The organism is Mycobacterium sp. 29Ha (assembly GCF_032883055.1).
GTDB classification, from domain to species: domain Bacteria; phylum Actinomycetota; class Actinomycetes; order Mycobacteriales; family Mycobacteriaceae; genus Mycobacterium; species Mycobacterium gallinarum.
This window is the reverse complement of sequence record NZ_JAMQTI010000035.1, coordinates 17429-35559: the sequence shown is the minus strand read 5'-3', so window position 1 is coordinate 35559 and position 18131 is coordinate 17429. Positions and strand designations below refer to the sequence as shown.

The 18131-nt window shown below is 67.7% G+C and carries 16 protein-coding genes; 5 read left to right on the top strand and 11 right to left on the bottom strand.

Features of this window, described 5'->3' with window-relative positions:
• Nucleotides 1–5 precede the first annotated feature (5 nt).
• From murD to M1248_RS30335, 9 genes are all read right to left on the bottom strand, one after another.
• Nucleotides 6–1433, bottom strand: coding sequence for a UDP-N-acetylmuramoyl-L-alanine--D-glutamate ligase (gene murD, locus M1248_RS30375; RefSeq protein WP_163729246.1), 1428 nt, complete (start codon nt 1431–1433; stop codon nt 6–8).
• Nucleotides 1426–2505, bottom strand: a complete 1080-nt coding sequence (gene mraY / locus M1248_RS30370; RefSeq protein ID WP_083125477.1) for a phospho-N-acetylmuramoyl-pentapeptide-transferase — start codon at nt 2503–2505, stop codon at nt 1426–1428. Before mraY ends, murD begins: the two co-directional genes overlap by 8 nt.
• Nucleotides 2502–3992, bottom strand: coding sequence for a UDP-N-acetylmuramoyl-tripeptide--D-alanyl-D-alanine ligase (locus M1248_RS30365; RefSeq protein ID WP_317150613.1), 1491 nt, complete (start codon nt 3990–3992; stop codon nt 2502–2504). The genes mraY and M1248_RS30365 overlap by 4 nt, the downstream gene beginning before the upstream one ends.
• The gene (locus M1248_RS30360; RefSeq protein WP_163729250.1) at nt 3989–5509 is read right to left on the bottom strand and encodes a UDP-N-acetylmuramoyl-L-alanyl-D-glutamate--2,6-diaminopimelate ligase; all 1521 of its coding nucleotides are present in this window, start codon (nt 5507–5509) and stop codon (nt 3989–3991) included. The genes M1248_RS30365 and M1248_RS30360 overlap by 4 nt, the downstream gene beginning before the upstream one ends.
• Nucleotides 5510–5553: 44 nt before the next feature.
• Nucleotides 5554–7482: a peptidoglycan D,D-transpeptidase FtsI family protein gene (locus M1248_RS30355; protein ID WP_163729252.1), complete on the bottom strand. Its 1929-nt coding sequence runs from the start codon at nt 7480–7482 to the stop codon at nt 5554–5556.
• Entirely contained in the window at nt 7479–8549 is a 1071-nt protein-coding gene (locus tag M1248_RS30350; protein WP_317150612.1) for a hypothetical protein, read from the bottom strand. The genes M1248_RS30355 and M1248_RS30350 overlap by 4 nt, the downstream gene beginning before the upstream one ends.
• Nucleotides 8546–9697 carry a 16S rRNA (cytosine(1402)-N(4))-methyltransferase RsmH gene (gene rsmH, locus M1248_RS30345; protein WP_317150611.1) on the bottom strand — a complete coding sequence of 384 codons (1152 nt, stop codon included), beginning with the start codon at nt 9695–9697 and terminating at the stop codon, nt 8546–8548. The genes M1248_RS30350 and rsmH overlap by 4 nt, the downstream gene beginning before the upstream one ends.
• A complete protein-coding gene (gene mraZ, locus M1248_RS30340) occupies nt 9672–10103 on the bottom strand; it encodes a division/cell wall cluster transcriptional repressor MraZ (RefSeq protein ID WP_163684585.1) in 432 nt (143 codons plus the stop codon). Before mraZ ends, rsmH begins: the two co-directional genes overlap by 26 nt.
• 302 nt (nt 10104–10405) lie before the next feature.
• Nucleotides 10406–10813, bottom strand: a complete 408-nt coding sequence (locus M1248_RS30335; RefSeq protein ID WP_163729258.1) for a DUF3040 domain-containing protein — start codon at nt 10811–10813, stop codon at nt 10406–10408.
• Between the two features lie 232 nt (nt 10814–11045).
• Between M1248_RS30335 and M1248_RS30330 the strand changes: the two genes are divergently transcribed.
• The 4 genes from M1248_RS30330 (at nt 11046) to M1248_RS30315 (ending at nt 15111) form a co-directional block, all read left to right on the top strand.
• The gene (locus M1248_RS30330) at nt 11046–11654 is read left to right on the top strand and encodes a GNAT family N-acetyltransferase (protein WP_163729260.1); all 609 of its coding nucleotides are present in this window, start codon (nt 11046–11048) and stop codon (nt 11652–11654) included.
• 91 nt (nt 11655–11745) lie between these two features.
• Nucleotides 11746–12393 carry an LppM family (lipo)protein gene (locus M1248_RS30325; protein WP_163737261.1) on the top strand — a complete coding sequence of 216 codons (648 nt, stop codon included), beginning with the start codon at nt 11746–11748 and terminating at the stop codon, nt 12391–12393.
• A 94-nt stretch (nt 12394–12487) separates the two neighbouring features.
• Nucleotides 12488–13576, top strand: a complete 1089-nt coding sequence (gene idsA2 / locus M1248_RS30320) for a bifunctional (2E,6E)-farnesyl/geranyl diphosphate synthase (RefSeq protein WP_163729262.1) — start codon at nt 12488–12490, stop codon at nt 13574–13576.
• 2 nt (nt 13577–13578) lie between these two features.
• The gene (locus M1248_RS30315) at nt 13579–15111 is read left to right on the top strand and encodes an alpha-(1->6)-mannopyranosyltransferase A (protein WP_163737264.1); all 1533 of its coding nucleotides are present in this window, start codon (nt 13579–13581) and stop codon (nt 15109–15111) included.
• Here the strand turns inward: M1248_RS30315 and M1248_RS30310 are convergent.
• Nucleotides 15100–15504, bottom strand: a complete 405-nt coding sequence (locus M1248_RS30310) for a helix-turn-helix domain-containing protein (protein WP_163729263.1) — start codon at nt 15502–15504, stop codon at nt 15100–15102. The genes M1248_RS30315 and M1248_RS30310 overlap by 12 nt on opposite strands.
• A gap of 36 nt (nt 15505–15540) precedes the next feature.
• Between M1248_RS30310 and M1248_RS30305 the strand changes: the two genes are divergently transcribed.
• Nucleotides 15541–16722, top strand: a complete 1182-nt coding sequence (locus M1248_RS30305) for a protein kinase domain-containing protein (protein WP_163729266.1) — start codon at nt 15541–15543, stop codon at nt 16720–16722.
• Here the strand turns inward: M1248_RS30305 and M1248_RS30300 are convergent, their stop codons facing one another.
• Nucleotides 16723–18111, bottom strand: coding sequence for a class II 3-deoxy-7-phosphoheptulonate synthase (locus tag M1248_RS30300; RefSeq protein WP_163684573.1), 1389 nt, complete (start codon nt 18109–18111; stop codon nt 16723–16725). It abuts the gene before it with no gap.
• Nucleotides 18112–18131: the final 20 nt, after the last annotated feature.

Here is an 18131-nt window from a genome sequence, read left to right as displayed (position 1 = left end):
CGCTGCTACCGCGACAGGGCGCGCACGGCCGCGGCGAATGCATCGCCGCGATGGCCGTAGCCGCTGAACTGGTCGAAGGATGCCCCGGCCGGTGCCAGCAGGACGGTGTCACCAGGGCCGGCGAGACGTGACGCGGCCTCGATGACGGCCGTCATCACCGCCTCTCCAGTCACACCAGTCTCATCTTTCCCATGCACCCCAAAATCCTCCCCCGTCACAGGCTCAACGACGGGGACATCCGGGGCGTGTCGCGATAACGCATTGGCGATCAGCTCACGGTCTCGGCCGATCAGCACCGCTCCGACCAGCCGATTCCCCACCGCGATCACCAGTTCTTCGACCGACGCGCCCTTCAGCATGCCGCCGGCGATCCACACCACGCGCGGATACGCGGCGATCGAGGCCTGCGCCGCGTGCGGATTCGTGGCCTTGGAATCGTCGATGTAGGTCACGCCGTCATGGGTGCCGACGACTTCGGCGCGGTGCCTGCCCACCTGAAAATCCGCGAGCGCGCCGGCGATGGGCTCCGGCCCCACGCCGACCGCGCGGGCCAGCGCCGCCGCGGCCAGCGCATCGAGCACCCCGACCGGGCCCGCCACCGTGATGGACTCGGCAGAGGCCAGCGGCAGCCGCTCGCCGAACGCGTTGTCGACGAGCATGCCGTCGTGCATGCCGAGCTCCCCCGCTGCCGGTTCGCCCAGCCGGAAGCCGACCCGTACCGGAGCCGCCGCCGTGTTCAGCAGGCCCGCGGCGATCGGGTCGTCGAGGCCCACGACCGCGACCTGGCCGTCGAGCACACGGGCCTTGTCGTTCGCGTAGGCCTCCAGGCTGCCGTGCCAGTCCAGGTGGTCCTCGGCGACGTTGAGCACCACGCCCACCGCCGGCCGCAGTGACGGCGCCCAGTGCAGCTGGAAGCTCGACAGCTCGACTGCCAACATTTCGGAGGGTTCAGCAAGCACGTCAAGTACGGGGTTGCCGATGTTGCCGCACAGCACGGCGCGACGTCCCGCCGCGATCAGCATGGCGTGCAGCATCGACGTCGTCGTCGTCTTCCCGTTGGTTCCGGTGACGACGAGCCATTGCCGCGGCGGGCCGAAGTGGCCGGAACTGTCCAGCCGCCAAGCCAATTCGACGTCCCCCCAAATCGGCACGCCAGCGGTCGCCGCGGCCGCCAGCACAGGAGCGGTCGGCGAGAACCCGGGACTGGTCACCACCAGGTCGTAGTCGGCGATGTGCGCCTGCGCGTCGTCGGTGGTGACCACGCGCGCCGGTGTGATGAGGCGCTGCAGCGCCAGCGGATCGTCGTCGCAAATCGTCAGCCGCACGCCGGTCGGCTCCAGCACGGCGCTCACCGAACGGCCCGTGATACCCGCGCCGGTCACGAGGACGCGCGCACCCGGCACCAGAATCGAGAGATCGCTCACGTCACCCACCGACGGTGGTGAACCACTCGCTGTAGAACAGCGCGACACCGAGCCCGCAGGCGATGGCGGTCAACAGCCAGAAGCGGATGATCACCGTGGTTTCGGCCCAGCCCACCAATTCGAAATGGTGATGGAACGGCGCCATACGGAAGACGCGGCGTCCGGTGGTGCGGAACGCCAGGATCTGCACGACGACCGACGTGACCTCGGCGACGAACAGTGCGCCGAGGACGACCGCGAGCATCTCGGTGCGACTGGTCACCGACAGACCGGCGATGATGCCGCCCAGCGCGAGCGATCCAGTGTCGCCCATGAAGATCTTGGCGGGCGCGGCGTTCCACCACAGGAAACCGATGCAGGCACCTGCCGTCGCCGCCGCGACGATCGCGAGGTCGAGCGGGTCACGAACGTTGTAACAGCCCAAACCGGGACTGATCGCGCAAGCGTTGCGGAACTGCCAGAAGGTGATCAGCACGTAGGCCGCACAGACCATCGCCATGGCGCCGGCGGCCAGCCCGTCCAGGCCGTCGGTGAAGTTCACCGCGTTGGACCACGCGTAGATCATCGTGACGCAGAACAGGATGAACAGCGCGGGCGGCAGTGTGACCGTGGCGATTTCACGGACGTAGGACAAATCGGGGCTACCCGGCGTCAGCCCGTCGGAGTTGCGGAACTGTAGCGCGAGTACACCGAATATGACGGCGGCGGACAGAATGCCGACGGTCTTGGCCGTCTTGTTCAGCCCGAGGTTGCGCGACCGCCGGATCTTGATCAGATCGTCGACGAAGCCGACGAAGCCGAGCGCGGTCGCCAGGCCCAGCACGAGCATCCCCGACGCCGACGGGCCCCTACCGTCGATCACCACGCCGACGAGGTGGGTGCCGAGATAGGAGGCCCAGATTCCCGCGACGATCGCCACCCCGCCCATCGACGGTGTGCCGCGCTTCTTGTGGTGACTGGGCGGGCCGTCCTCGCGGATCTCGTGGCCGAAACCCTGCCTGGTGAACAGCCGGATCAGCACCGGGGTGAGCAGAATCGAGACCGTCAGTGCGATCCCGACGGCGATGAGGATCTGCCTCATGCGAGCGGATCCCCCTCATCGGCGATCAGGACATCGGCCAGCGCGCCGAGCCCGGCCGAGTTGGAGCCTTTGACGAGCACCACATCACCGGGCCGCAGTTCGGACCGGAGCACAGCCAGCGCGGCGTCGGCGTCGGCGACCATGGTGGCCTCAGGCCCCCACGACCCCTCCATCACCGCGCCGTGGTGCATGGCGCTCATAGCCCTCCCGGTTCCGATGACGATCAGTCGTGACACATCTAATCGCACGGCCAACCGGCCGATGTTGTCATGCTCCGATATCGCGTCGTCACCGAGTTCGGCCATCTCGCCCAAAACCGCCCAGCTGCGATGTTTCCCGCGCGCCATCCAGGCCAGCGCCTTGAGTCCGGCACGCATGGAGTCTGGGTTGGCGTTGTAGGCGTCATTGATGATCGTGACGCCGTCGGCGCGGGTGGCGACCTGCATGCGGTGCGCAGACGCCGGACCCGCCGCGGCGAGTGCTTGGGCCACCTGCTCGAGCGTTGCGCCGCACTCGAGCGCGACCGCGGCCGCACACAACGCGTTGGACACCTGGTGGTCGCCGTGCACCGCAAGCGTGACGTCAACCTGTCCGCGGCCGGCATGCAGCGTGAACCGCGGCCGAGCCAACTCGTCGAGCGTCACCGCGTCCGCCCACAGGTCCGCGCCCGGCGAACGGGACACCCGCACCACCCGCGCCGCCGTCACATCGGCCATCGCGGCCACCGCGGCGTCGTCGACATTGAGAATCACTGCTCCTGATGACGGGACAGCTTGGGGCAGTTCAGCTTTCGTCGCCGCGATCGCTTCTCGTGACCCGAACTCACCGAGGTGCGCGGTGCCGACGTTGAGTACGACCGCGATCGAAGGCGGTGCGATGGCGGCCAGAGCCGCGATGTTGCCGCGGTGCCGCGCGGACATCTCCAGCACCAGATAGTCGGTGGACTCCGTCGCCCGCAACACCGTCCACGGATGACCGAGTTCGTTGTTGAACGAGCCGGGCGGCGCGATCACCTCACCCAGCGGGGTGAGGACAGCCCTCAGCAGATCCTTGGTCGACGTCTTACCCGACGAGCCGGTGACGCCGACGATCGTCAGCCCGCCCTCGACCAGGCGCGCGGCGACGGCAGCGGCGAGGCGCGCCAGAGCGGCCAGCACCGCGGCCCCTGAACCGTCGGTGTCGTGTTCGAGCACGCTCGCGGTCCCGTCGCCGGCCGACGGCGCAGCGGGCTCGACAACGATCGCGGGCGCTCCGACGGGCCGGGCGGCGAGCACCACCACCGCCCCCTGTTCAACCGCCGCGGCCGCGAAGTCATGTCCGTCCGAACGGGCACCGGGCAGCGCGAGGAACAGGCCGCCGGGGCCGACGGCGCGCGAATCGAACTCGACGGTTCCGGTGACGCGGGTCGCCGCCGCCTGCTCCGGGCTGATGTCGGCGAGCCGTCCACCGACGATGTCGGCGATCTCGGCAATGGTCAGGTCGATCACGCGCGTCGACCCAACGCCTCGAGGGCTGCGGCGAGCTCGTCGCGGTCGTCGAACGGGCGAGTCACACCATGGCTGGTTTGTCCCGGCTCGTGCCCCTTACCGGCGACGAGCACGATGTCGCCCGGTTGCGCCCATCCGACCGCGAAGTCGATGGCCTGACGACGGTCACCGATCTCGACCACTTCTGCGCGCCCCGCCGTGCCCGCGACGATCTGAGCACGGATGGCGGCAGGGTCCTCGTCGCGCGGATTGTCATCGGTGACCACGACGAGCTCTGCCAAGGAGGCGGCGACCTGACCCATCGGTGCACGCTTACCGGGGTCCCTATTACCGCCGGCGCCGAACACGACCGCCAAGCGGCCGGCGCCCTGCTCCCGCAGCGTCTGCAGCACCGCTTCCAACGCACCGGGCTTGTGCGCATAGTCGACCAGCGCCAGGAACGGCTGCCCACGGTCGACGGATTCCAGACGTCCGGGCACGCTCGCCGTACGCAGCCCGTGCGCCGCTTGCTCCGGTGACACCCCTACGGCGTCCAACAGCGCCACCGCGAGCAGACAGTTCGCCACGTTGTAGCGGCCCGGTAGGCCGATCCTCAGTCCGTGGTGCACCCCTGCGGGGTCGACGGCGACGAATTCCTGGGCACCCGCGTCGACTGCGCGGACGTCTTCGACGCGCCAATCGGCTGCGGTTCCGGTCGTGCTGACCGATACCGGATCGTGCGCGAGATCGGCGATCGCGCGGCCCGCGTCGTCGTCGACGCACACCACCGAAACGCTTGCGTGCGTTGGAGCTTCGGGATCGAACAGCTTGGCCTTGGCGTCGAAGTAGTCCTGCATCGTTGGATGGAAGTCCAGATGGTCACGGGATAGGTTGGTGAACCCGCCGACCGCGAACCGGACCCCGTCGACGCGTCCCAGGGTCAGCGCGTGGCTGGACACCTCCATCACCACGGTGTCGACGCCCTGTTCGACCATCACGGCGAGCAGCGCCTGCAGGTCGGGGGCCTCCGGTGTGGTGAGCGCGCTGGGCTGATCGCGGCCGTCGATCCGGATGCCGACCGTCCCGATGAGTCCCGGCATCCGGTCGGCCGAACGCAAACCGGCCTCGACGAGATAGGTCGTGGTCGTCTTGCCCGATGTCCCGGTGACGCCGATGACGCGCAGCTTCTCTGACGGATGCCCGTAGACCGTGGCCGCGATCTCGCCGAGCACCGCGCGCGGAGCCGGGTGGACGAGCACCGGGACGTCGACATCGGCACCGATCTCGGCGACTCCGGCGGCGTCGGTCAGGATCGCAGCGGCCCCCCGCGACACCGCTTCGGCGGCGTGGCGGGCACCGTGCGACGAGGCACCGGGCAGCGCGGCGAACAGGTCGGAGGCCTGCACGTCCTGGCTGCGCAGCGTGACCCCGGTGATCCGGATGTCGGGGACCCGCGGGCCGTGCGCCGGAACCGCCGCGACCTGCTCGGCAACCAGTCCGAGCGCGCTTCCGGCAGGGTGGCTGGGACGCAGGTTCATGGCGATGACACGTTACCGGCCCGGTGTCCGGCCCATCCGAGCGCTCAGTCCGCTTGCAGCGTCAGCCGCGGTCCCTCGGGTGAGAGCGGCACGTTCTCCCGCTGGAGCAACCAGGAAGCGATGTTGTGGAACAGCGGCGCCGCGGTCGTCCCGGGCTGGCCGTCGGCCGTGCGGTGCGGGTGGTCCATCATGACGCCGATGACGTAGCGCGGGTCGTCGGTCGTGGCGATGCCGGCGAAGGTGATCCAGTAGACGTCGCTGTAGTAGCAGCCGCACGCCGGGTTGATCTGCTGGGCGGTGCCTGTCTTGCCGGACAGCTGATAGCCCTCGACGGCGCCCTGCGATCCGGTGCCCTGCTGCACGCCCATCGGATCGCGCTGTAGCGTCGCCCGCAACATCTGCCGCACCGTCTGCGCCGTCTGCGCCGACACCACCCGAATCCCTTCCGGCCGGGGTTCGTCGGTGCGACGTCCGTCCGGAGCGATGGTGCTCTTGACGATGCGCGGCGGAACGCGCACGCCGTCGTTGGCGATCGCCTGGTACATACCCGTCATCTGCAGCAGGGTCATCGAAAGACCCTGTCCGATAGGCAAGTTGGAGAACGTACTGCCCGACCACTGGTCGATCGGCGGGACGAGGCCCGCGCTCTCCCCCGGCAGCCCGACGTTGGTGCGCTGGCCGAGGCCGAACTTGCGCACCATCTCGAAGTACTTCTCCGGACCGAGGCGCTGGGCCAGCATCAAGGTGCCGACGTTCGAGGACTTCCCGAAGATCCCGGTGGTGGTGTACGGCATGACGCCGTGCTCCCAGGCGTCGCCGACGGTGACGCCACCCATGTGGATGGAGCCCGGCACCTGCAGCACCTCGTCGGGGTTGGAAAGCCCGTACTCGATCACCGATGCGGCGGTGATGATCTTGTTGACCGACCCGGGTTCGAATGGCGAGGACACCGAGAGGTTGCCCAGCTGCCGGTTCTCCTGCCTGCCGATGTCCTGGCTCGGATCGAAGGTGTTGTCGTTCGCCATCGCCAGGACTTCACCGGTCTTCGCGTCCAGCACCACCGCGGACGCGTTCTTCGCACCGGAGAGGTCTTTGGCCTGCTGCACCTGCTGCTGGACATAGAACTGGATGTCGTCGTCGAGGGTGAGCACCACCGTCGACCCGTCGACCGCGTCGTGGCGGTTGCGGTAGCTCCCCGGAATCACCACGCCGTCGGACCCGCGGTCGTACGTGACCGAACCGTCGGTGCCGGCCAAGACCGCGTCCAGCGAGTCCTCCATGCCCAGCAGACCGTGGCCGTCCCAGTCGATGCCGCCGACGATGTTGGCCGCCAATGCCCCGCCCGGGTACTGACGCAGATCCTGCCGCTCCGAGCCGACTTCGGGGAACTTGGTGGTGATGACGTCGGCGATGGCGGGGTCGACCGCGCGGGCCAGGTACACGAATGTCTCGTTGCTCTTGAGCTTCTTCAACACCGTGGCCGCGTTCGGCTTGTTGTTGAGCCGCAGCGCCACCTCATCGGCGATCTCGCGCAGCCTGGTGTCCGGATTCGGCGCCTCCTCCGTCTTCGCCCGTGCCTCTTCCAGCTGCTTGCGCACCCGGACCGGCTGGAACGTCAGCGCGCGCGCCTCGATGGTGAAGGCCAGTTTGTCGTTGTCGCGGTCGACGATCGCCCCGCGCACAGCCTGGTCGACGTCGGTGACCTTGAGCTGGCTCGCGGCCTCGGCGCGTAGACCCTCGGCGCGCGGAACCTGGAGGTTGAACAGCTGCGCGGCCGCGACGATCAGCACCAGGAAGATGACGGCGTTGCCGACGCGATGTCGAAATACGAACGACGCGCTACGTATGCCACCCTCGGCCGACGGCGTGCGGGTGCGCCGCGACCGCGCGGACCGCTCCTGCGTCTTCGCCGTCTTTCCCGCGGTGCGCGCCTTCGCCTTGCCGGGGACGGGACCCTTGTCGCCGCGGCTCATGCCGGTGCGCCGGGGATCGGCGCGACGGGCCCGGGCGCCTGCGGTGCGGCCTCGACGGGTGGCACCTGCAGCGGCTGCTGGATCACCGGCGCCGAGGGGGCGGCCGGTGTCGCGGGCAGCGGCCCCAGTGCGGGCAGCGTGCCCTGGGTCGCGTGCGGTACCTCGACACCGGGCGTGGCCGCCGGTGGAACCGCGGGGATCGGCACGGGCTGGCTGATGCCCGGGATCGGCTGGCTCGCGCCGGGCGTCAGTTGGACGGCGCCGGGCGCCGGCGCGAGCGCAGGTCGTTCCGGTATCCGCACGGTGAGTTCACGCGGTTCGGTGACGCGCGCCGCCGGAGCCTGCGGAGGTGCCGGTGGCGCTTCCTCGGGAAGCGGCGTGTTCAGCGGGGGCGGTGGAACGCCTTCGGCGGGTTTGGGAGTGCCGACGACGACCCAGTTTCCCGACGGATCCTGCACGAGGTGCGCGGTGTCCCGCGACGGAATCATGCCCAGGCCGCGAGCCGCCTCGGCGAGCGCGGGTGCCGCCTGCGCCTCGAGGACGTCCCGCTCCAGCGCTTCCTTCTGTTGCAGCAGAGCCTGATTCGTCTCACGGGCGTTTCCGAGTTGATAGGAACGCTCGGCGGCGTCGGTCGACAACCAAAGTGTGGTTCCCAGACCTGCACCTAGCGATCCGATGACCAAGACAACGAACGGCACCCTGGCGATCAGCGCACGGGGACGCAGGTCGACAGACGACAGTTTGACGAGGATGCGCTCGCGTAGCGGAGGCCGAATGACCTTGGGCGCCTTGGCCTTACGCGCCTTCGCTCGCGCCTTGGCCTGGCCGGCGTTCTTCGGCCGGGCCGGAGCACCGGTGGGCCGCGGAATCGGGGCGGTCTGGGGCGCGGACCGCCGTGGCCGCTGGTCGCGGGGGGGCTTGCGGCGCGACGGCGCTTCGGCGGGACGACCACTGTTGCGGGGGTTGCGGCGCTCGTCGGTTCCGCGCGCCAAGGCCGAACGCTTCACCTGCTTGCGCTGCTTGGCCTGCTTGCCTTGCTTTGCCTGATTGCTCTGCTTGGCCTTCATCGTGACTCCCCCACCTTTTCCAGCGCCCGTAGCCGCACACTTGCGCTACGTGGGTTGATTGCGATCTCTTCGTCCCCCGCGCGCTCGGCGCCACGGGTCAAGGCGACGAATTCCGGTCCATGCCCGGGCAATTCGACCGGCAGGTCTTGCGGCGTCCTGGATGCCGTGGCCGCCGAGAACTGGTTCTTCACGATGCGGTCCTCCAGGGACTGGTAGGCCATCACCACGATCCGTCCGCCGGGCGCCAGTGCGTCAAGTGCCGCGGGCAGCGCGTCACGCAGCGAGTCCAGTTCTCCGTTGACGGCGATGCGCAGCGCCTGGAACGTCCGCTTCGCGGGGTGTCCGCCGGTGCGGCGAGCGGGCGCCGGTATCGCCTGGTACAGCAGCTCGACCAGCTCGGCGGTGGTCGAGAACGGCCGGTTGGCGCGCCTGCGGGCGATCTGCGAGGCGATCCGGTTGGCGAACCGCTCCTCGCCGAACTCACGCAGCAGCCGCGCCAGCGTGCGCTCGTCGTAGGTGTTGACAACCTCCGCCGCAGTCAGCGGCGCGTCGGGGTCCATCCTCATGTCCAGCGGTGCGTCCACGGCATAGGAGAAGCCCCGTTCGGTGCGGTCCAGCTGCATCGAGGAGACCCCGAGGTCGAAGAGGATGCCGGCCACCGAGAAGTCGTCGCTGCCCACCCAGTGACCGGACTGCTCGAGTGCGCCTTGGATCCCGTCGTATCGGGTACGCACCAGCAGCACGCGGTCGCCGAATTTGGATAGCCGCTCTCCGGCGATCCATAGGGCATTCGGATCGCGGTCCAACCCGATGAGCCGCAGGGCGGGGAACTCGGTGAGGAATCGCTCGGCATGGCCACCCGCGCCGAGTGTGGCGTCGATGAGCACTGCGCCGCTGCCATCGGGGGCGTCGCGGGTCAGCGCAGGGGCAAGCAGCTCGACACAGCGGTCGAGGAGGACGGGGATGTGATCTGGCATCGCTGTGAATCCCTCCAGGCCTCCGGGGAAGGCCCCTGCACCGAGGTCCCTGTCCGAGTGTGCGGACCTGGCGTCGGGGAAGTACGCCAGGGCCGGTTCGGACAGAGGCCACGATGCACGGGCACCGAGCCGGTCGAGTCCCGCATCAGATGATGTCGTGCAGAGCTTCATCTGTGGCCGCGGAGAAGTTCTCTTCGTGCGTCTGTTGGTATTCCTGCCACGCCGCCGAATCCCAGATCTCCAGGTAGTCAACCGATCCGATCACCACGCAGTCCTTCGAGAGGTTGGCGTAGCGGCGATGATCGGCCGACAGCGTGATCCGGCCTTGTGAGTCGGGGTGCTGTTCGTCGGTGGCCGCGGCCAGGTTTCGCAGGAATGCCCGAGCCTCCGGATTGCTCCGGGATGCCTGCGACGCCCGTCGTGCCAACTTTTCGAACTCCGCGCGCGGGTAGACGGCGAGGCTGTGATCTTGGCCTTTGGTGACCATCAACCCTCCTGCCAGCGCGTCGCGGAACTTGGCGGGCAGTGTGAGCCGCCCCTTGTCGTCGAGCTTCGGCGTGTAGGTGCCGAGAAACATCCCGCCACCTCCCGCGCCATCCGGAGCCCCGGTTGCTCCGTTGCCGCCACTTTACCCCACAATCCCCCACATCACTCCATTTGATATCAAGTTTTGTTCGCGCGTCCCCACCTAGCAGGGAGATCGGCGACGTTTCAGCACCGCGGTTGGGCATCGGGAGCTGTCCGGGCTGGTAAAACCGCAGCTAGAGGGGCATGACCGGATCGGTGGGGCGCGGTGGGGCAGCAATTCAGCAGCTGAGCCGGCCGTCCGCACAAAAAAGGGGTAGCCCGGTGTGGGCTACCCCTGGGGTCGGTGTGTTACTACTCGTCGAAACGGCGGCGGAAGCGATCCTCCATGCGACTGGTGAACGAACCGCCGGAACCCTTGGCTTTCTTTTGTCGCTGCTGCCCGACCTGATCGGTGGCCGAATGGTCACGACCGCCTGCCACGCGCGGGCCGGTGATCGCGAAGACCACGCCGCCGAACATCACGATGAAGCCGATCACAGACAGGATCGCGAAGTCGCCGATCCGAGTGGCGGGGATCGCGATACCCGCCACAAGCATCGCCAGTCCGGCCACGAAAAGCGCTGCACCCTGCAGTCGACGGCGGGTGGACGGCGCGCGGAGCGTTCCACCGCGAACGCTCGAAGCGAACTTCGGGTCCTCGGCATAAAGCGCGCTCTCGATCTGATCGAGCATGCGCTGCTCATGATCGGAGAGTGGCATTCGTCCCTCCCTCGGGGCCCTGGAGCCGATGCGACCGGTCTCAAATCGTTCAAACTGATGTCCGCCCGCATTCACGGACGCCTAACAGTCATGATACGAGGTCAGTCTGAGCCGTACCACCTTGTTGGACGCCCGATTGTATGACGTGCACTGCCGCCGGTGAGTAACACCTCGCTCGGTTTGATAATGGGGACACGTGAGTGCACCAAGTTGATCTGAGGACAGGAGCAAGTTGGCGACGTTTCTGATCGATCTGTCGCCGAGCGATATGCAACGCCGGCTCGGTGACGCGCTCGCCGTCTACGTCGACGCCATGCGCTATCCGCGTGGCACCGAAGACCAACGCGCATCGATGTGGCTCGAGCACACGCACCGGGGTGGGTGGAAGGCGGTCGCCGCCGTCGAGGCGCCCGACCGGGACGGACCCGACGCGACTGCCCCTTCAGATCCGGAACTGGCCTCGGCGTCGCTGCTCGGCATCGCATACGGCTACTGCGGCGCGCCGGACCAATGGTGGCAGCAGCAAGTGGTCGCCGGCCTGCACCGGGTAGGCGCCGAGCCGGCCCGCATCGCCGAGCTGATGACGAGCTACTTCGAGCTCACCGAACTGCACATCCATCCCCGCGCGCAGGGCCGCGGACTCGGTGAGGCGCTCGCCCGCCGGCTGCTCGCCGACCGTGCCGAATCGCAGGTACTGCTGTCGACGCCCGAGATCAACGGCGAAGCAAACCGGGCCTGGCGGCTCTACCGTCGCCTCGGCTTCGCCGACATCATCCGGGGTTACCACTTCGCAGGCGATCCGCGGGCGTTTGCCATCCTGGGGCGGGCTTTACCTCTCTGATACCTCTCTGATGCATCGCTGAACCGCTCCGGTCTGGCACGATGACCACGTGCGCGCCCAGCATTCTCGGAAACGTCGGCTGCTCGCCGTGATGTTGCTGATCCTGATCGCCCTTCCGGCACTCGTCGGATGTGTTCGGATCAGGGCGTCGATGACGGTCTCGCCCGACGACAGGGTGTCGGGACAGATCGTCGCCGCGGCCAAACCGCGCAACGACGACGACAAGGGCCCCCAACTTCTCAACAACCTGACATTCGCCAACAAGGTGGCTGTCTCCGAGTACAGCCGCGACGACTATGTCGGCTCTCAAGCGGTGTTCTCAGACCTCACCTTCGCCGAACTCCCCCAACTGGCCAACATGAACCGCGACGCCGCCGGCGTGGACATCGCGCTTCGGCGCGCCGGCGACCTCGTGATTCTCGAGGGCCGCGTCGACCTCACCTCACTGAGCGACCCCGACGCCGACGTCTCTCTTTCGGTGTCGTTCCCCGGCGAGGTCACATCGACCAACGGGACCCAGGTGTCCGCCGAGATCGTCGAGTGGAAACTGCGGCCCGGTGTCGTGAGCACGATGAACGCCCAGGCCCGATATACCGACCCGAGCGCCCGCTCGTTCACCGGCGCCGCGATCTGGCTCACCGTGGGCTCATTCCTGGTTGCCGGGATCATCGGCGGACTCGCCTACTACAACCGCGACCAATCGCCCCGCGTCGGCGAGCGCCGCACCGAGTCCCCTTGACACCCCGCTCTGACTTGCTAAACCAGCAGGCTCAGGCTCTACTCTGAATGCACTCGGGGCGAATAGTGCACAAAGAAAGGGGCGCCCGCTGAGCGTGTACGCAGCGGCACCGTCAGCCGTCGAGTTGGCCAAAGCCGTGACCGAGCAACTGCGCGTCTATCTTGCCGAGCGCCGCAGCGAATGTGCTTACATGGGCGCCGATTACGGCGAGCTGACCGCCGCGCTGGAAGAGTTCGTGCTGCGCGGCGGCAAGCGCCTGCGGCCGGCCTTCGCGTACTGGGGCTGGCGCGCGGTGGCCGAACACCCCGACGACAGCGATGAGGAGCAGGCCCTGCGCCTGTTCTCCGCACTCGAATTGCTGCACGCCTGTGCCCTCGTCCACGACGACGTCATCGACGCATCGGCGACCCGTCGCGGACTGCCGACCGTGCATCGGCTGTTCTCGGAGAAGCACCGCGCCAACGACTGGCACGGCAACTCCGACCAATTCGGCCTGTCCGCAGCGATCCTGCTCGGTGACCTCTCCCTGGTGTGGGCCGACGACATCGTCGCGACGGTCGATCTGCCGATCGAGGCGCACCGTCGCGTCAACCGGATCTGGGGCGCCATTCGCACCGAGGTCCTCGGCGGCCAGTACCTCGACATCGTGGCCGAGGCCAGCGGCGCCGAATCGGTGGCATCGGCGATGACGGTGAACATCTACAAGACTGCTTCGTACACGATTTCACGCCCGCTGCAATTGGGCGTCGCCGCGGCGGCGGACCGCCCGGATGTGCAGGCCGCTTTCCACGAGCTGGGCACCAACCTCGGCGTCGCGTTTCAGCTGCGCGACGACGTGCTCGGCGTGTTCGGCGACCCAGCGGTGACCGGCAAGCCCTCCGGAGACGATCTGCGTTCGGGTAAGCGAACCGTGCTGCTGGCCGAGGCGGTCGAGCTGGCCGAGAAGCACGATCCGGTCGGGGCCAAAATGCTCCGCACATCCATCGGCACAGAGCTTTCCGACGCGCAGGTCAAAGATCTGTGTCTGCTCATCGAATCGGTCGGCGCACTGGCCGCCGTCGAAGACCGTATCGATGTGCTGACCCGCAGAGCGCTCGCGATCCTCAACGTCGCATCGATCGACAGCCAGGCCAAGATCGGCCTTTCGGAGCTCGCCAGATTGGCCGCCAACCGGACCGCGTGACAATGACACCATCGTCACCGGCGCTGCCGTCGGACACATCAGCCAGCGGGCAACGCATTTCGCGATTCGTCGCGTTCGCGACGTCGCCGGAGGCGAAACCCGCGCGGCTCGGCGCACTTGGCGCCGTGCTGATCGCCGCGGGCGGACTCGGCGCGGGCAGCACGCGGCTACACGATCCCCTGCTGGAATCGCTGCACCTGTCATGGCTGCGTTTCGGTCACGGTCTGGTGCTGTCGTCGGTGCTGTTGTGGGTCGGCGTGGCCTTGATGCTGTTGGCCTGGCTGCGGTTGGGGCGCAGCGTGATCGACCGCACCGCGACCGAGTACACGATGGTCGCGACGACGGCGTTCTGGCTGGCTCCGCTGCTGTTGAGTGTCCCGGTGTTCAGCCGCGACACCTATTCGTATCTGGCCCAGGGCGCGCTGCTGCGCGACGGATTCGACCCGTACGTCGTCGGGCCTATCGAGAACCCGAACTCGTTGCTGGAGAACGTCAGTCCCATCTGGACGACCACAACGGCACCCTACGGACCCGCCTTCATCCTGGTGGCAAAGTTCGTGACCCTGGTGGTCGGCGAGGACGTGGTCGCGGGCACGATGCTGCTGCGGCTGTGCATGTTGCCCGGTCTGGCGCTGTTGATCTGGGCGGCGCCCCGGGTGGCCCGTCACGTCGGCGCCAACGGCGCCGCGGCACTATGGATATGCGTGCTGAACCCGCTGGTGATCATCCATCTGATGGGCGGCGTCCACAACGAGATGCTGATGGTCGGACTGATGATGGCCGCGATCGCACTGACCTTCAGCGGCCACCACTTCTGGGGCGTCAGCCTGATCGCCGTCGCGGTCGCTGTGAAAGCCACCGCGGGCCTTGCCCTTCCGTTCATGGTGTGGGTGTGGGCACGGGACCTACGGCAACGGCGCGGTTATGGGCCCGCCAAGTCGTTCGCGGCGGCGACCGTCGCCTCGGCACTCGTCTTCGTCGCGGTGTTCGCGGTATTGTCGCTGGCCGCCGGCGTCGGCCTGGGCTGGCTGACAGCACTCGCGGGTTCGGTGAAGATCATCAACTGGCTGACGCTGCCGACCGCAGCGGCCAACCTGATCAACGTCATCGGCAGCCTCTTCATGCAGGTGAACTTCTACGCCGTGCTCGACGTCACCCGGATCATCGGCATCGCCATCATCGCGATCTCACTTCCATTGCTGTGGTGGAGGTTTCGCCACACCGACCGCGAGGCTCTGGTCGGTATCGCCCTGGTGATGGCCGTCGTGGTGCTGTTCGTGCCCGCGGCGCTGCCCTGGTACTACACCTGGCCGCTGGCGGTCATCTCAGCCTTGACCCAGGGTAGGCGGTCGATTGCGATCATCGCGGGCTTGTCCACATGGATCACGGTGATCTGGAAACCCGACGGAGCGCACGGCATGTACTCGTGGCCGCACGTGCTGCTGGCCACAGCTTGTGCTGCAGGCGCGTGGTACTCGCTTTACAAGGCGCCGGCGGTCAGCACGGCACGACCCGCCGAGCGGTCAATAAGCTAGAGCCTGGGCCCGACGTACCACCTCACGGGCCTGATGCGAGTGCAACGCGTCAACCGGCCGGGCATTGGGTTGCTTGTCCGCCTCCCCGTCCCTGCGGATCGTCAGCGACGAGTCCGGGGTGAACAGCCAGCGCATGATCTCGGTCTCGTGATAGCCGCCGTCGTGCAGCAGGACGAGTAACCCGTGCAGGCTCTTCACGACGCGACCGGCGTCGTCGAAGAAGATCTTCGGCACCACCACCGCGCCGTTGCGGCGTACGCCAATCAGGTGTCCTTCCCTCAGATGCTGCTGCACCTTGGTGACCGGAACACCGAGTAGATCGGCGACAGCGGGCAGGTCGTAGACGGCCTCGCCAGGGTCAAGAACATCATCGGCGGCCGGAATGCTGCTCACCTCATCGAGTCTAAGTCGAGACGGTCGACTCGTAACATGTGTTTCGTGGAGACCCACCGGCAGTCGGCGCCGCTCGTCGGGACCGTGCTGGACGGTCGGTACCGAGTCGACAACATGATCGCCACCGGCGGCACGAGCTCCGTGTACCGCGGACTGGACCTTCGTCTCGACCGTCCAGTGGCACTCAAGATCATGGAATTCCGCTACGCGGGCGACCAACAGTTCCTCACACGTTTTCAGCGCGAGGCGCGCGCGGTGGCCCGCCTCAAGGATCCCGGCCTCGTCGCCGTCTACGACCAGGGCGCTGGAACACCCGGCAGGCAGGCCCCTTACCTCGTGATGGAGCTCGTCGAGGGCGGCACCCTGCGAGAGCTGTTGCGCGAGCGCGGACCGATGCCACCGCATGCCGTCGCCGCGGTGCTCAAACCGGTACTCGGCGGGTTGGCGGTCGCGCACGCGGCCGGTCTGGTGCATCGCGACATCAAGCCCGAGAACGTGTTGATCTCCGACGACGGCGAGGTCAAGATCGCCGACTTCGGGCTGGTTCGCGCGGTCGCCGAAGCCAAGATCACGTCCACCAGCGTCATTCTGGGCACCGCGGCCTACCTGTCACCCGAACAGGTCGGCACCGGTGACGCCGATCCCCGCAGCGATGTGTACTCGGTCGGCATCATGGCCTACGAGCTGCTCACCGGCGTCACGCCGTTCACCGGTGACAATGCGCTCACGGTCGCATACCAACGGATGGACCACGATGTACCCCCGCCGGGAACGGTGATTGCCGGTGTGCCAACACAATTCGATGAACTGGTACTGCACGCCACCGCCCGCGATCCGCAGCGGCGCTACACGGACGCCGGGGACATGGCCGATGATCTCGCCGAGATCGTCGACGACCTCGGCCTGCCGGCCTTCCGCGTGCCTGCACCGAGCAACTCGGCTCAGCACGCTGCGGCGACCACCGTCGTCACCGCCGGCAAACCCCGGCCCGCACCGCAGCACACCCGTGAGCTCACTCTCGGCAACATTCCGCCCCAGGAGCCCGAATATCAGCCGGTGTCAGGACAATTCGCCGGTGTCGACCTCGACGAGTTCTACTGGGCGCGGCAACGCTCCAAGCGCGTGCTGCTGTTCTGGGTGATCGCCGTCATCACGCTGACCGGGCTGGTGGCCGCGGGCTCGTGGACGGTCGGCAGCAATATCGGTGCGCTGCTGTAACTAGTCGCGCAGCATCTCCGCGACGAGGAACGCCAGCTCCAGCGACTGCTGGGTGTTCAGTCGCGGGTCGCAGGTGGTCTCGTAACGCCCGGCCAGGTCCGAATCGGAGATATCCTGAGCGCCGCCGAGGCACTCGGTGACGTTCTCGCCGGTGATCTCGACGTGAATGCCGCCCGGATGCGTGCCCAGCGCGCGGTGCACCTCGAAGAAGCCCTGCACCTCGTCGACGATCCGGTCGAAGTGGCGGGTCTTGTAACCGGTCGACGACTCGTGGGTGTTGCCGTGCATCGGATCGCACTGCCAGATCACCTGATGCCCGGTCGCCTGCACCTTCTCGATGATCGGTGGCAGCAGGTCGCGAACCTTGTTGTTGCCGAAGCGCGTGACCAACGTCAACCGGCCGGGCTCGTTGTTCGGGTCGAGCCGCTCCACGTATTCGACGGCGAGTTCCGGGGTCATCGTGGGGCCGAGCTTCACGCCGATCGGGTTGGCGATCACCTCGGCGAACGCGATGTGTGCTCCGTCGAGCTGGCGGGTGCGCTCGCCCACCCACACGTAGTGCGCGGACAGGTCGAACAGCGCCTGCTCGCCCTCGCTGTTGTCGGCCAGCCGCAGCATCGCCCGCTCGTAGTCGAGCACCAACGCCTCGTGAGACGCGTAGATCTCGGCGGTCTGCAGATTGGGATCGTTGACGCCACACGCGTTCATGAATCGCAGACCGCGGTCGATCTCGCCGGCCAAGGCCTCGTACCTGGCGCCGGCAGGCGACGTCCGGACGAATTCCCGGTTCCAGTCGTGCACGAGGTCCAGGGACGCGAGCCCGCCCGATGTCAGGGCGCGGGTCAGGTTCATCGCGGCACTCGCATTCGCGTACGCGCGCACCAGCCGCGACGCGTCGTGCTCGCGGACCGCGGCGTCGGGAGCGAACCCGTTGATCATGTCGCCGCGGTAGGACTTCAGCCCGAGGGCATCGGTGTCCGACGAGCGCGGCTTGGCGTACTGGCCTGCGATTCGCGCGACCTTGATCACCGGCATGCTCGACCCGTAGGTCAGGACGACGGCCATCTGCAGCAGGGTGCGGATATTGCCCCTGATATGGGGTTCGGTGTTGTCGGCGAACGTCTCGGCGCAGTCGCCGCCCTGGAGCAGGAACGCCTCGCCGCGGGCCACGTCGGCCAGCAGGCTCTTGAGCCGCTCGATCTCAGAGGAAACGGTGATGGGCGGCACGCTCTCCAGGACGGTCCGCATCGCCTTGGCCTGTTCGGCGTCCCAGCTCGGCTGTTGGGCGGCGGGCTTGGCGAGTGCGGTGTCCAGGCGTTGCCGCAGCTCATCAGGCAGCGGCGGCAGCGCAGGCAGCTGGTCGATGGGTACGTCGACGGTCCAGTTCACCCGTCAATGGTAACTGGGCG

Bases quoted from the DNA above. Each gene is read 5' to 3' on its own strand.
- mraY (WP_083125477.1), bottom strand. From the start codon at position 2,505: ATGAGGCAGATCCTCATCGCCGTCGGGATCGCACTGACGGTCTCGATT.
- M1248_RS30360 (WP_163729250.1), bottom strand. From the start codon at position 5,509: ATGAACCTGCGTCCCAGCCACCCTGCCGGAAGCGCGCTCGGACTGGTT.
- M1248_RS30355 (WP_163729252.1), bottom strand. From the start codon at position 7,482: ATGAGCCGCGGCGACAAGGGTCCCGTCCCCGGCAAGGCGAAGGCGCGC.
- M1248_RS30350 (WP_317150612.1), bottom strand. From the start codon at position 8,549: ATGAAGGCCAAGCAGAGCAATCAGGCAAAGCAAGGCAAGCAGGCCAAG.
- rsmH (WP_317150611.1), bottom strand. From the start codon at position 9,697: ATGAAGCTCTGCACGACATCATCTGATGCGGGACTCGACCGGCTCGGT.
- mraZ (WP_163684585.1), bottom strand. From the start codon at position 10,103: ATGTTTCTCGGCACCTACACGCCGAAGCTCGACGACAAGGGGCGGCTC.
- M1248_RS30335 (WP_163729258.1), bottom strand. From the start codon at position 10,813: ATGCCACTCTCCGATCATGAGCAGCGCATGCTCGATCAGATCGAGAGC.
- M1248_RS30325 (WP_163737261.1), top strand. From the start codon at position 11,746: ATGTTGCTGATCCTGATCGCCCTTCCGGCACTCGTCGGATGTGTTCGG.
- M1248_RS30315 (WP_163737264.1), top strand. From the start codon at position 13,579: ATGACACCATCGTCACCGGCGCTGCCGTCGGACACATCAGCCAGCGGG.
- M1248_RS30305 (WP_163729266.1), top strand. From the start codon at position 15,541: ATGTGTTTCGTGGAGACCCACCGGCAGTCGGCGCCGCTCGTCGGGACC.